The 12,643-nt window shown below is 39.5% G+C and carries 10 protein-coding genes and 3 tRNA genes; 9 read left to right on the top strand and 4 right to left on the bottom strand.

The annotated features are described in order from the left end of the window. Nucleotides 1-156: 156 nt before the first annotated feature. Nucleotides 157-1,110: a thioredoxin-disulfide reductase gene (trxB, locus tag AB4140_RS19440; RefSeq protein ID WP_102435419.1), complete on the bottom strand. Its 954-nt coding sequence runs from the start codon at nt 1,108-1,110 to the stop codon at nt 157-159. Between the two features lie 156 nt (nt 1,111-1,266). Further along, nucleotides 1,267-1,746 carry a peptide-methionine (S)-S-oxide reductase MsrA gene (msrA, locus tag AB4140_RS19435; protein ID WP_102435417.1) on the bottom strand — a complete coding sequence of 160 codons (480 nt, stop codon included), beginning with the start codon at nt 1,744-1,746 and terminating at the stop codon, nt 1,267-1,269. A 173-nt stretch (nt 1,747-1,919) separates the two neighbouring features. Between msrA and astE the strand changes: the two genes are divergently transcribed. The 5 genes from astE to nadA all read left to right on the top strand — a co-directional run bounded on the left by astE (nt 1,920) and on the right by nadA (nt 8,046). After that, nucleotides 1,920-2,951 carry a succinylglutamate desuccinylase gene (gene astE, locus AB4140_RS19430; RefSeq protein ID WP_102476866.1) on the top strand — a complete coding sequence of 344 codons (1,032 nt, stop codon included), beginning with the start codon at nt 1,920-1,922 and terminating at the stop codon, nt 2,949-2,951. A 149-nt stretch (nt 2,952-3,100) separates the two neighbouring features. After that, complete coding sequence (locus AB4140_RS19425; RefSeq protein ID WP_102435415.1) at nt 3,101-4,279, top strand: thiamine pyrophosphate-dependent dehydrogenase E1 component subunit alpha; 1,179 nt, start codon at nt 3,101-3,103, stop codon at nt 4,277-4,279. Nucleotides 4,280-4,281: 2 nt separating this feature from the next. Continuing rightward, complete coding sequence (locus AB4140_RS19420) at nt 4,282-5,259, top strand: alpha-ketoacid dehydrogenase subunit beta (protein ID WP_102435413.1); 978 nt, start codon at nt 4,282-4,284, stop codon at nt 5,257-5,259. Between the two features lie 9 nt (nt 5,260-5,268). Further along, the gene (locus AB4140_RS19415; RefSeq protein WP_102435411.1) at nt 5,269-6,864 is read left to right on the top strand and encodes a dihydrolipoyllysine-residue acetyltransferase; all 1,596 of its coding nucleotides are present in this window, start codon (nt 5,269-5,271) and stop codon (nt 6,862-6,864) included. 114 nt (nt 6,865-6,978) lie between these two features. Next, nucleotides 6,979-8,046, top strand: coding sequence for a quinolinate synthase NadA (nadA, locus tag AB4140_RS19410; RefSeq protein WP_372002269.1), 1,068 nt, complete (start codon nt 6,979-6,981; stop codon nt 8,044-8,046). A 104-nt stretch (nt 8,047-8,150) separates the two neighbouring features. Here nadA and gap read toward each other — a convergent pair whose 3' ends face one another. Together gap and AB4140_RS19400 are read right to left on the bottom strand one after the other, a co-directional pair. Further along, nucleotides 8,151-9,161, bottom strand: coding sequence for a type I glyceraldehyde-3-phosphate dehydrogenase (gene gap, locus AB4140_RS19405; RefSeq protein ID WP_102435407.1), 1,011 nt, complete (start codon nt 9,159-9,161; stop codon nt 8,151-8,153). Between the two features lie 235 nt (nt 9,162-9,396). Further along, nucleotides 9,397-10,227, bottom strand: coding sequence for a DUF2989 domain-containing protein (locus tag AB4140_RS19400; RefSeq protein ID WP_102476781.1), 831 nt, complete (start codon nt 10,225-10,227; stop codon nt 9,397-9,399). A gap of 200 nt (nt 10,228-10,427) precedes the next feature. Here AB4140_RS19400 and AB4140_RS19395 point away from each other — a divergent pair, with 200 nt between their 5' ends. The 4 genes from AB4140_RS19395 (at nt 10,428) to AB4140_RS19380 (ending at nt 12,477) form a co-directional block, all read left to right on the top strand. Further along, a complete protein-coding gene (locus AB4140_RS19395) occupies nt 10,428-11,864 on the top strand; it encodes a glyceraldehyde-3-phosphate dehydrogenase (protein WP_076540871.1) in 1,437 nt (478 codons plus the stop codon). 316 nt (nt 11,865-12,180) lie between these two features. Next, nucleotides 12,181-12,256, top strand: a tRNA-Gly gene (locus AB4140_RS19390). A gap of 18 nt (nt 12,257-12,274) precedes the next feature. Beyond that, nucleotides 12,275-12,348: transfer RNA gene (locus AB4140_RS19385), tRNA-Cys, on the top strand. 43 nt (nt 12,349-12,391) lie between these two features. Next, nucleotides 12,392-12,477: transfer RNA gene (locus AB4140_RS19380), tRNA-Leu, on the top strand. The last annotated feature ends 166 nt before the right edge of the window (nt 12,478-12,643 follow it).

Raw genomic sequence — 12,643 nt, 5'->3', positions numbered from 1 at the left:
CAAAATTAGTTACAGCCTCCAACTGTATAAACAACAGCCTTCACCTGTGTTATTCACATCGATAAAATACAAACAATAAAAAAGCCATCACAATAATGGATGGCTTGTCGCTACTAGCTCACTATGTGTAAACTAGTAGATTACAAAGTGACGATTCTACTTTTGTGCGTCTAAGTAACGCTCGGCATCTAACGCAGCCATACAACCTGATCCTGCTGAAGTAATAGCTTGACGATAATGTTGATCCATTACGTCACCACAAGCATAAATGCCTTCAACACTTGTCTGAGTTGCGTTACCTTGAAGGCCACTGTTGACGGTAATGTAACCGTAGTTCATATCAAGTTGACCGTCAAAAATACCGGTGTTTGGGCTATGACCAATCGCAATGAAAACGCCAGCAACCTCTAAATCTGAAATTGACTCATCTTTAGTGCTTTTCATTTTAAGACCGGTAACACCCATGTTGTCACCGACGACTTCATCAAGAGTTTGATCTAAGTGTAGGATGATATTGCCATTAGCAACTTTATCCATCAGACGGTTGATCAGGATCTTTTCTGATCGGAAAGAATCACGACGGTGGATTAAATGCACCTCAGAAGCAATATTACTTAAATAAAGCGCTTCTTCAACAGCAGTGTTACCACCACCAACTACAGCCACTTTTTGGTTACGATAAAAGAAACCATCACAGGTAGCACAGGCTGATACACCACGGCCCATAAATGCTTCTTCAGATGGAAGGCCTAAATATTTGGCAGATGCACCAGTTGCAATGATTAATGCGTCACAAGTAAACTCACCATTGTCTCCTTTTAATCGGTAAGGGCGCTGGCTAAAATCAACTTCATTAATATGATCAAAGATAATTTCAGTATCAAACTTTTCAGCATGTTCTTGCATTCTTGCCATTAATGCTGGACCGGTTAAGCCATTAGCATCGCCTGGCCAGTTTTCAACTTCAGTAGTCGTAGTCAGTTGACCACCTTGTTGCATCCCAGTGATCATGACAGGCTTCAAATTTGCACGTGCTGCGTAAACTGCAGCAGTATAACCAGCAGGGCCAGAACCTAAAATTAACAGGTTAATATGACGAGCTTGACTCATTTTTTTATTTCTCCATTACATGCTTTAAGCAATTTGCATGGATTGTAGGGAATTTACAGGGTGGGGTAAAGTAGCGATTGCTCCAAGATATAGATTGAGGCAATCGATACCGTACACAAAAGACACCAAGGACTTATCGCATTAGACTTTTACATGCTAATAACTAATATGACAACTTGGTAAGCCATTCTTTTCTAGATAGTTTTGGTGGTATTCTTCCGCCGGATGAAAGGTTTGAACCGGTACAATTTCAGTTACAATTTGTCGTAATCCCCATTTACCACTTTGAATTAGCAACAATTTAGATTGCTCTGCTAATAATTTTTGTTCTTGGCTGTGGAAAAAAATAGTGCTTCGATATTGGCTGCCAATATCACCACCTTGCATATTTAGAGTGGTTGGATTGTGGTTTTGCCAAAAAACGGTCAACAACTCTTCATAGCTAACGATATGTTCGTCAAACTCAACCTGTACCACTTCTGCATGGCCCGTTACGCCCGCTTTCACTTGCTCGTAGGTCTGAAATTTGTCATTTCCCCCCATATAACCGCATTGTGCTGCAACTACACCATTTATTTGTTTAAAAAAATATTCAACGCCCCAAAAACAGCCTGCACCAAAAGTTGCTATAGTCATACGATACCCGTAAAGAAGTCTAGATGGCTAAAAGTATATTTATTCTAATAAATAATGCAAGCAAAGATTTACACTCTGTTAAATGTTACTTAACGTTAGCTTCCCCTAAATGTGATAGAATCCGACTACCGTTTGAAACCATTCAATATTTAAAGCCGCATCAAGGAGTCAGCGTGTTTCAACAATTAATGGATGACAAAGATTTTTTAGCATTTACGTTAACTAACATTAATAACAAGGTGCCAGAACAGCGCTTTGAATTGTCAAATAAAACAACAGTTACGATTTTAGATAACGGGATTATTTGTTTTAATCCAGCTCAAGGGTCGACTAAAGACATTGTTTTATCTTGTGCCATACATGGTAACGAAACAGCACCTATTGAAATCTGTAACGAACTCATAAATAATTTATTAAAAGAAACAATCGTTACAAAACAAAGAGTCCTGTTTATAATTGGCAATCCAGATTCCATACTCAGCCAAACACGCTTTGTAGAAGAGAATATGAATCGTTTGTTCAGTGGGGCACATTCTTCCGGTTTAGGTTTATCAAATAAAGAAAGAGTTAGAGCAAAAAAATTAGAGGAATATGTAGCTAATTTTTATCTTCAAAATAATAGCTCACAACGAATACATTACGACTTACACACCGCGATAAAGCCGTCTAAACATGAGAAATTTGCGATTTATCCTTACAGGCCTGGACGTAGCTTTAGTGCTGATCAAATTATGTTTTTAGCGGGTTGTGATGTTGACACCATTTTATTCCATCATGAACCTACCACTACTTTTAGCTATTATTCATCAGAACAATTCAAAGCCGATGCATTTACAGTCGAACTGGGTAAAGTGATGCCTTTTGGCGAGAATGATATGTTAAAATTTGCCAATACTAAAAAGATGCTTTTGCAGTTGATAACTCAACAACAAGTTGAACTAGCTCCTTTTGATAAAGACAAACTTCACTTATATAAAGTGTCTCGTTCCATTAACAAGCAGTTTGATGATTTCAAATTCACCTTTGATAAGACAACGGTAAATTTTTCTGGGTTCAAGCAAAATCATGTATTAGCAACGGAAGGTGACACTGAGATTAAGGTCATTTATCCATACGAAGCTATCGTTTTTCCTAATGAAAATGTACCTGTGGGCCAACGTACAGTATTATGTTTAGTGCCAGCACCTAATGAAGACATTCAATAAGTTGTAAAGCTAAATATACATTATATATGACAGGATATTCACTAAGTGGAATGAACATTAGTTGATAGTAAGTTTACGTTAACGTAATGTTCGTTCGCATATAATAAATTACGCTTTATTTTTAAGGCTACAAATAACAAGAGCACAATATGAGCAACGCAACACTGACTAATGAAACAGTGCATCGTGTCAGCTTCTTAGACAAAGCTTCATTGCACATTCCTATTTTAAAAATTCTACAAGCTGATGGCACAACTTACGAAAATGCCGTCATGCCCGTTATTGATAAAGCCTTGGCTGAACGTATACATGATACTTGTGTTTTTACCCGAGTATTAGATGAACGTATGTTAAGTGCTCAAAGGCAAGGTCGTATTAGTTTTTATATGACTTGTACTGGCGAAGAAGCCTCTATCATTGGCAGTACTGCTGCACTTGATGACGGTGATGTCATATTGGCGCAATACCGAGAGCATGCATCACTTAGATATCGTGGTTTTACCACTGAACAATTTATGAATCAAATGTTCAGTAATGAAAAAGATTTAGGTAAAGGCAGACAGATGCCAATTCATTACGGTAGTAAAGAATTAAATTACCAGACAATTTCATCACCACTAGCGACTCAAATACCACAAGCTACCGGTGTTGCACATGCTTTTAAATTACAAGGCAAACGTAACGTTGCTATTTGTTATTTTGGCGAAGGTGCAGCATCAGAAGGTGACTTTCACGCAGGCCTAAATATGGCTGCAGTTTTAAAGTCACCAACGATCTTTTTCTGTCGTAACAATGGTTACGCGATTTCAACGCCAACTGAAGAGCAATTTGCAGGTAATGGCATTGCCAGTCGTGGTGTTGGTTATGGTATGCACACTATTCGTGTTGATGGTAACGATATGCTTGCGGTACTCGCAGCAACTCAACAAGCTCGAGCTCATGCGTTAGAACATAATGCGCCAGTACTCATCGAAGCGATGACGTACCGTTTAGGTGCACATTCATCTTCAGATGACCCATCGGGTTATCGTTCAAAAGAAGAAGAAGCTAAGTGGGAGCAACATGATCCTGTTAAGCGCTTTAAACTTTGGATGATCAATAAAGATTGGTTAAACGAAAAAGATGATGCTGCAGCTTATGAACAATACCGAGAAGAAGTACTTAATGCCGTTAAAGTGGCAGAAAAAGTGGCTTTACCGCATATCGACTTGTTAATCACAGATGTATTAGATAAACCAACACCTGCTTTAGAGAAACAATTAGCTGATTTAAAACAACATATTAAAAAATATCCTAAGTCGTATCCTAAAAGTGCAGGGAGAATTTAATCGTGGCTGAAATGAACATGTTACACGCCATTAATGATGCGTTATCAATTGCGATGACCGCGGATGAAAGAATGGTGGTATTTGGTGAAGATGTTGGACACTTTGGTGGTGTTTTTCGAGCGACATCTGGACTACAAGAAAAATTCGGCCGTGATCGTTGTTTCAATACACCGTTAACCGAGCAGGGTATTGCTGGCTTTGCTAATGGCTTAGCCTCAAATGGCATGACTGCTGTGGCAGAGATCCAATTCGCTGATTATATCTTCCCTGCATTTGACCAAATCGTTAATGAATCAGCAAAATTCAGATATCGCAGTGGTAATCAATTTGATGTTGGCGGACTGACTTTTAGAACTCCTTATGGTGGCGGTATTGCAGGCGGCCATTATCACTCGCAATCTCCAGAAGCGTACTTTACCCAAACGCCTGGTTTAAAAGTTGTCATTCCACGTAACCCAGAGCAAGCAAAAGGGCTGTTACTTGCTTCTATACGTGACCCTAATCCAATTATTTTCTTTGAGCCTAAGCGTCTTTATCGTGCTTCAGTTGGCGAAGTGCCCGCTGGCGATTATGAAATCGAGCTAGGTAAAGCAGAAGTGGTTAAATCAGGAACTGATATCACATTACTAGGTTGGGGCGCGCAAATGGAGATCCTTGAAAAAGCAGCGCTTATGGCTGAAAAAGAGGGTATTTCATCTGAAATTATCGATTTGCGCACTCTGGCACCATGGGACATAGAAACCGTTGCTGCTTCAGTTAAGAAAACGGGTCGGTTATTAATAAACCATGAAGCGCCGTTAACAGGTGGCTTTGCTGGTGAAATTGCAGCAACAATTCAGCAGGAATGTTTCTTAAGCCTTGAATCACCCATTAGCCGAGTATGTGGTTTAGATACACCATACCCGCTTATTCTTGAAAAAGAATACATGCCAGATGAGCTTAAAACATTCGAAGCCATTAAAGCATCAGTTAATTTCTAGGAGCAAGATATGATTAAAGATTTTATTTTGCCGGATATTGGTGAAGGTGTTGTTGAATGTGAGCTTGTCGATTGGATGGTTAAAGAAGGCGACTTAGTCGTTGAAGATCAACCCATCGCTGATGTCATGACCGATAAAGCTTTAGTGCAAATTCCTGCACCACATGGTGGCGTAATTACTAAGCTGTATTATGCCAAAGGCGATATTGCTAAAGTACATGCACCACTTTATGCCGTAGATATGGATGCAACTGCTGCCGAACCTTTTGTCATTTCGACAGCGGCGGAAGTAAAAAATGATTCAAGCCATACACCTAGCAATGCCTCGATTCAAAATACGCCACAAGCCCCTGTTACAGGTAAAGCGATTGAAGAGTTTTTATTGCCAGATATTGGTGAAGGTATTGTAGAGTGTGAACTGGTTGAGTGGTTAGTCGAAGAAGGCGATAGCGTGGTTGAAGATCAACCTATTGCTGATGTGATGACAGACAAAGCTTTGGTTCAAATTCCAGCAATAAAAAATGGCACTATTGTTAAACTTCATTATCGAAAAGGCCAGCTTGCAAAAGTACATGAACCTTTATTTGCCATCGAAGTTGAATCTACCTCAGTAGCAAATACCCTTGTAGATGATGCTCCAGCAACCCAAGTGGCTTTAGATGTTTCACCTGAGCCTGTTATACAAGGCAAAGCATTAGCCAGTCCTGCAGTGCGACGTTTAGCCCGCAGCTTAGATATCAATATTGCTGATGTGAAAGGAACAGGCAAAAGTGGCCGTGTCTATAAAGAAGATATTGAAAGCCACTTAACTGCAGCGACGCCTAAATCTACGACAGTTTCTACTCCTGTGGTCAATAACCAAGCCCCAGCAGTTACGCCAGCGACGACCGTGTCAAGCGCTACTGATAAAGTCGAACCTATCAAAGGTGTTAAAGCGGTTATGGCGAAAATGATGGTGGAGTCTGTTTCGACCATTCCGCATTTTACCTATTGTGAAGAGTTTGACTTAACAGATCTAGTTGCCTTGCGCGCCGAAATGAAGCAACGCTACTCTACTGATGAAGTTAAGCTAACAATGATGCCATTTTTCATGAAAGCAATGTCGTTAGCCATCAATGAATTCCCTGTGCTGAATAGCCAGGTCAATTCCGAGTGTACTGAGCTGACGTATAAAGCTTCTCATAACATAGGTATGGCTGTTGATTCAAAAGTTGGTTTGTTAGTACCTAATGTAAAAGACGTGCAAAACAAATCTATTCTAGAAGTTGCTGCTGAAATTACTCGTTTAACCACTGCTGCTCGTAGTGGCCGCGTTTCACCTGCAGATCTTAAAGGTGGCACGATTTCTATTTCTAATATTGGTGCACTCGGTGGCACAGTGGCAACGCCAATCATCAATAAACCTGAAGTAGCCATTGTAGCGTTAGGTAAACTGCAAACTCTACCGCGCTTTAATGAAAACGGTGAAGTTGAAGCGCGTAAAATAATGCAAGTTAGTTGGTCTGGCGATCATCGCATAATTGATGGTGGCACCATTGCCCGTTTTTGTAATTTATGGAAGCTCTATCTGGAACAACCTCAAGAGATGTTATTAGCCATGCGCTAATTCCTTCACCTTCAAAATAGGTTACCCAGTTACACGAAAGGACGCGAAAGCGTCCTTTAATTTTATGGGCCGATTTTGTATAATACTCAAACGTTGTAACTTCTCGGAATCAAAATGATCACTTCGGCACCGAATATCGCTTCAATCGAATATCCTTTTCCCGCAAAACCCGCTGTATTAAATGAAGCCGAAAAGGCTGATTATAAACAAAAAATTAAACAGCTTTTAAAAGAACAAAATGCGGTTCTTGTTGCACATTACTATACTGATCCTGAAATTCAAGCCTTAGCAGAAGAGACAGGTGGATGCGTATCTGATTCTTTAGAAATGGCACGCTTTGGTCGTGATCATCCTGCTAAAACGTTAATTGTTGCTGGCGTTAAATTTATGGGCGAAACGGCTAAAATTCTTAGCCCTGAAAAAACCATTCTAATGCCTACTTTAGATGCCACCTGTTCACTTGATATTGGTTGTCCTATTGAGCAGTTTTCGGCATTTTGCGATGCTCATCCAGATCATACCGTTGTGGTCTACGCTAACACCTCTGCCGCTGTTAAAGCGCGTGCAGATTGGGTTGTTACATCAAGTATCGCCCTTGAAATCGTTGAACACTTAGATAGTGAAGGCAAGAAAATCATCTGGGGCCCAGATAGACATTTAGGCAGTTATATCGCTAAAGAAACTGGCGCCGATATGCTGATGTGGCAAGGTGATTGTATTGTTCATGACGAATTTAAAGCAAAAGCCTTACGTGAATTAAAAATACAATATCCAGATGCTGCTGTGCTAGTTCACCCAGAATCACCAGCAAATGTGGTAGCGTTAGCTGATGCTGTAGGTTCAACTAGTCAGTTAATTAAAGCTGCACAAACTATGGACAATCAGCAATTCATTGTAGCAACCGATCGCGGCATTTTTTATAAAATGCAACAAGCTGCACCGGGTAAGACACTTATTGAAGCGCCAACAGGCGGTAATGGCGCCACTTGTAAAAGCTGTGCCCATTGTCCTTGGATGGCTATGAATGGTCTTCAATCGATTGAAGCATCGCTCAGTAGTGTCGATAAAACAACCCATGAAGTGTTTGTTGATGACGCTTTACGTGATGATGCGTTAGTGCCACTTAATAGAATGCTAAATTTTGCTCAAACCCTTAATATGAAAGTAAAAGGCAACGCCTAATTAAGTTTGTAAGATTTAGCTTAGTATTACTAAGCTAAATGACAGACAATAAAAAGCCCTGCAATTGCAGGGCTTTTTCATATTAGTCAAATGACTGCTATGAATTATTTAGCTGTCATTAATGCAACAGTATTATCTAACATGCGGTTACTGAAACCCCATTCGTTATCATACCAAGCCATTACTTTGACAAGTCGACCATTAACACGTGTTTGAGTCGCGTCAAAGTTAGAAGAAAATGCATTATGGTTGAAGTCGATAGAGACTAAAGGTTCAACATTAATAGCAAGCGCTTCATTCAACGGTGAAGTTTTTGCTGCATCTGCCACTATCTGGTTAATTTCTTCAACTGTGGTGTCACGAGACGCTTGGAAAGTGAGATCTACAAGAGATACGTTGACTGTCGGTACACGTACAGCTAAACCGTCAAACTTACCTTGAAGCTCAGGAACCACTAAACCTACAGCAGCAGCTGCCCCAGTTTGAGTTGGGATCATAGACATTGCTGCTGCACGAGCACGACGTAAATCAGTGTGGTAAACATCTGATAAGCGTTGATCATTGGTGTAAGCATGAATAGTAGTCATTAAACCTGATTCAATACCAACAGAGTCATTCAACGGTTTCGCAAAAGGCGCTAAACAGTTGGTTGTACATGAAGCATTTGAAATCACAGTCATGTCAGCAGTTAGTACGTCATTGTTTACGCCATAAACAACTGTAGCGTCAACATTTTTACCTGGTGCTGAAATAATAACTTTCTTCGCGCCCGCTGTTAAATGTGGCTGTACCGCTTCTTTAGAAGTGAAAATACCAGTACATTCATACACAACATCAACATTCAACTCTGCCCAAGGCAATTTAGAAGGGTCACGTTCTTGGAAAGTTAGGATTTTATCGCCATTAACGTAGATGGCTTCATCATCATGATCAACTTTAGCATTAAAACGACCATGAACTGAATCATACTTGGTAAGGTGAGCATTAATTGAAGCATCACCTAAATCGTTGAGTGCAACGATTTCAATTGGGTAATCCTTTTCGCTTTCATAAAGCGCACGTAAAACATTTCTACCGATACGGCCATAGCCGTTAATTGCTACACGGATAGTCATTGCATATCCCTCAAGTGATTATAAAATCTGTTTCGTAAATCATATGGTAGTAAAATTACCAAATTAACGATTTTCGTCAAGTAAAAAAGCCGAAAAATGGCAATTTAAGCGTCAAATGTCTGTATTTTATTTACAGAATTCAATATATCACACACTTTTTGTGTTTTTTTGTAAGTCGTCAACAAATAAGTGAAAAATATAATGTGTTCATTGTAGTTAATAACGCGCTAGTTTTTTAATCAATTCGCGTTTTAAATTGGCTGATATCGAATTGACCTAGGGAAAGTTGATTAACTAACATTTGCGCATCGAGGTCTAATTGGGCTGCCAAGGTTTTATTATTGCCAATTAAGGCTAAAAGCCTCTGCTCAGAAGCCACATAATCACTCATCAACAAATTGACTTTGGTAAACAAGTATTCATTTTGTGAATTTTGTTCACGTCGATAAATGCTCGCTAAACCTAAAAGCCAGTCTGGATCCAAAGTTTCTGCGTTTGAGTTAGCTAAAAGTGATAAATACAGTGCTTTTGATTGGCTGGTATTTATTTTTAAATAATAACTGGCAATGTGGGACAACATGAAAACTTCATTAACTTCACCAGATTGTTCTGCGGCGATGACAGCATCTCGTGAATCACCATCATTAAAAGTGGTCCAGCGGTAGTAAGCCAAATAAAGATCTGGGTTATCTTGAGTAGATTCTCTTAATTGGGCTAAGTTTTGGGTACTAATAGCATAAGCACGTTCTCGATCTTCAGTACGGTGAGTATTAATAACATGTTTAACCCCGGCAGCAAGTTCGATGCATTTACTATAAGACTCAAGCTTGATGAGTTGCTCATAGAGTAACTTTCCTGAAGGGGTTTCTATCTGCTTTAATTGGTAACGACTGCGAATTAAGTCGCCTTTTTCTACTAAACACCAACTATCTTGGTGTAAATCGGCACAAAGTTCAGGATTTTTTTTACATATGGCGGCACTATTTCGACCAACATCACAACCGAAAAGGCCGAATAATGCAGCGAATAAAGAAAATGATGTAATTATTACTAAACTTTTGTTCAAAACTGGCTCCGCATGGTGATTTTTTCTAATAAAATTACAGGTTTAGTAAAAATTTCTTACTGGTGAAATGCGTCAAATTTCATTACAATGACGGCGACTAATAAGGGATAACCCTACAATAATCTGATTATTGGTCTTTTCTTTCTGTTACTCAATTCTTTCTGCGACAAAGCCGAAATATGAGATAAAGGATCTTTTTAATGAGCGCTGATAAACACCTACAAAGTTGGCAAGAACGTTTCGAAATGGCTGAGGCTATGCAGCCTTTACTTGGGAAATTATACCGTAATCAAGGCGTTGAAGTCTTAATTTTTGGTAAACCACTTTTAAACGCATCAACAATAGAAATTATTAAAGCGCATCGCTTAGTTCGTCGTCACATTGGCGATAAGTTACGTTTACGCGAAAGTTTCCCATTTGTAGAAGCGTTAAGTAAGTTGTCAGTTAAGCATTGTAAAGTCGATATTGGCAAGCTTGCCATTAATTACTGGCGTGAACACTCTGATGCATCACAAATTCAATCTTATATGACTCACGCTTTAGAAGCGGGCATAAATTTTGGAGATGATGTTGCCGCTAAAGATGTCGTGCTATACGGTTTTGGTCGAATAGGGCGGTTATTAGCACGCCTGATGATCGAAAAAACCGGTCAAAGCAACAAATTATGTCTTCGTGCTATTGTACTTCGTGGTGGCAAGAAAGGCGATTTGGAAAAACGCGCCAGCTTATTACGTCGTGATTCGGTGCATGGTTCTTTCAATGGCTCAGTTGAAGTTGATGAAGAGAACAACGCATTAATCGCCAATGGTACTTACATTCAAATAATCTATGCTAATTCACCTGATGAAGTCGATTATACCCAATACGGTATAAATGATGCATTGGTTGTTGATAATACCGGTATTTGGAAAGATGAAGCTGGCCTTGGTTTGCACCTTAAGAGTAAAGGTGCCAGTAAGGTTCTGTTAACGGCACCAGCTAAAGGCGCCATTAAAAATGTTGTTTATGGTGTCAATGAAAATGACATTTTACCAGAAGACATCATTGTTTCTGCTGCTAGTTGTACTACTAATGCTATTACACCGGTTCTAAAAGCGGTTAATGATAAGTACGGTATTGAAAATGGCCATGTAGAAACTATTCACTCTTATACGAACGATCAAAACTTGATTGATAACTATCACAGTGCTGATCGCCGTGGCCGTAGTGCGCCATTAAACATGGTTATTACTGAAACTGGTGCTGCTAAAGCCGTATCTAAAGCGTTACCTGTGCTAGAAGGTAAGCTTACAGGCAATGCGATACGTGTACCTACACCTAATGTGTCAATGGCTATCATTAGTGTTAATTTAAACGGTGAAACAAACCGTGACGAATTAAATGAATACCTCAAAGATGTGGCATTAACTTCAGAGCTGCGTAATCAAATTGATTTTACTGAATCTACTGAGATTGTTTCTAGTGATTTAGTGGGCTCGCGTTATGCAGGCGTTGTTGACTCTCAAGCAACAATTGCAGAAGGTAAACGTGCAATTTTGTATGTTTGGTATGACAATGAATTTGGTTATAGCTGTCAGGTAGTGGGCGTTATGCAAAAAATGCTGGGTATTACGACTTTGTCTTTACCGAGCGCATAAACAGAACCTAATTAATGCCTAAGCGCAATTCACCTATTAAAAGCACTTCTTTGAAGTGCTTTTTTATTAGCAAACCATTATCACATTGCAGTTTTTGAATATTCTCAGCTGAAATAGCCCAGTCTTTTCAAATTAAGATTTTTCATACTGAATAGCTTTTAACCAAGTTCAGTTAATATTTATTCGATGCGTTTATTTATGCGACAAACGCACTAAAAACAACGAAAAAACTATAAAACTTCATTGACAGAATTGCTTAAAACAGTAAAAATGCATCCCGAAGTCAACGACAACACCTTGTTATTGATTCTGTAAAGCGACATTAGCTCAGTTGGTAGAGCGATACCTTGCCAAGGTATAGGTCATCGGTTCGAACCCGATATGTCGCTCCAATTCATTAAATGAATTACGGCGCGATGGCAGAATGGCTATGCTGCGGATTGCAAATCCGTCGACCTCGGTTCGACTCCGGGTCGCGCCTCCACAATTTTGTTTAGTTGTTAAGTTAACAATTAAATGACACTTTTGCCCGAGTGGTGGAATCGGTAGACACAAGGGATTTAAAATCCCTCGCTTAATAGGCGTGCCAGTTCAAGTCTGGCCTCGGGTACCATTATTCTTAGTCTTTGCTTAGCAATGATGAGAACTTACATACGTAAGTATGGTGCAAAAAAGCCTCAACATTAGTTGGGGCTTTTTTGTATCCAAAATTTATTTTAATAAAACATATTACTCATAATCCCTCGTCGTTTTTAAATAGGCGTGCCAGTTCAAGTCTG

Source organism: Shewanella sp. 10N.286.51.B2 (assembly GCF_041469265.1).
Taxonomy (GTDB): domain Bacteria; phylum Pseudomonadota; class Gammaproteobacteria; order Enterobacterales; family Shewanellaceae; genus Shewanella.
This window is presented reverse-complemented; position numbering and strand designations above follow the sequence as displayed.

Bases quoted from the DNA above. Each gene is read 5' to 3' on its own strand.
- trxB (WP_102435419.1), bottom strand. From the start codon at position 1,110: ATGAGTCAAGCTCGTCATATTAACCTGTTAATTTTAGGTTCTGGCCCT.
- nadA (WP_372002269.1), top strand. From the start codon at position 6,979: ATGATCACTTCGGCACCGAATATCGCTTCAATCGAATATCCTTTTCCC.
- gap (WP_102435407.1), bottom strand. From the start codon at position 9,161: ATGACTATCCGTGTAGCAATTAACGGCTATGGCCGTATCGGTAGAAAT.
- AB4140_RS19415 (WP_102435411.1), top strand. From the start codon at position 5,269: ATGATTAAAGATTTTATTTTGCCGGATATTGGTGAAGGTGTTGTTGAA.
- AB4140_RS19395 (WP_076540871.1), top strand. From the start codon at position 10,428: ATGAGCGCTGATAAACACCTACAAAGTTGGCAAGAACGTTTCGAAATG.
- msrA (WP_102435417.1), bottom strand. From the start codon at position 1,746: ATGACTATAGCAACTTTTGGTGCAGGCTGTTTTTGGGGCGTTGAATAT.
- AB4140_RS19425 (WP_102435415.1), top strand. From the start codon at position 3,101: ATGAGCAACGCAACACTGACTAATGAAACAGTGCATCGTGTCAGCTTC.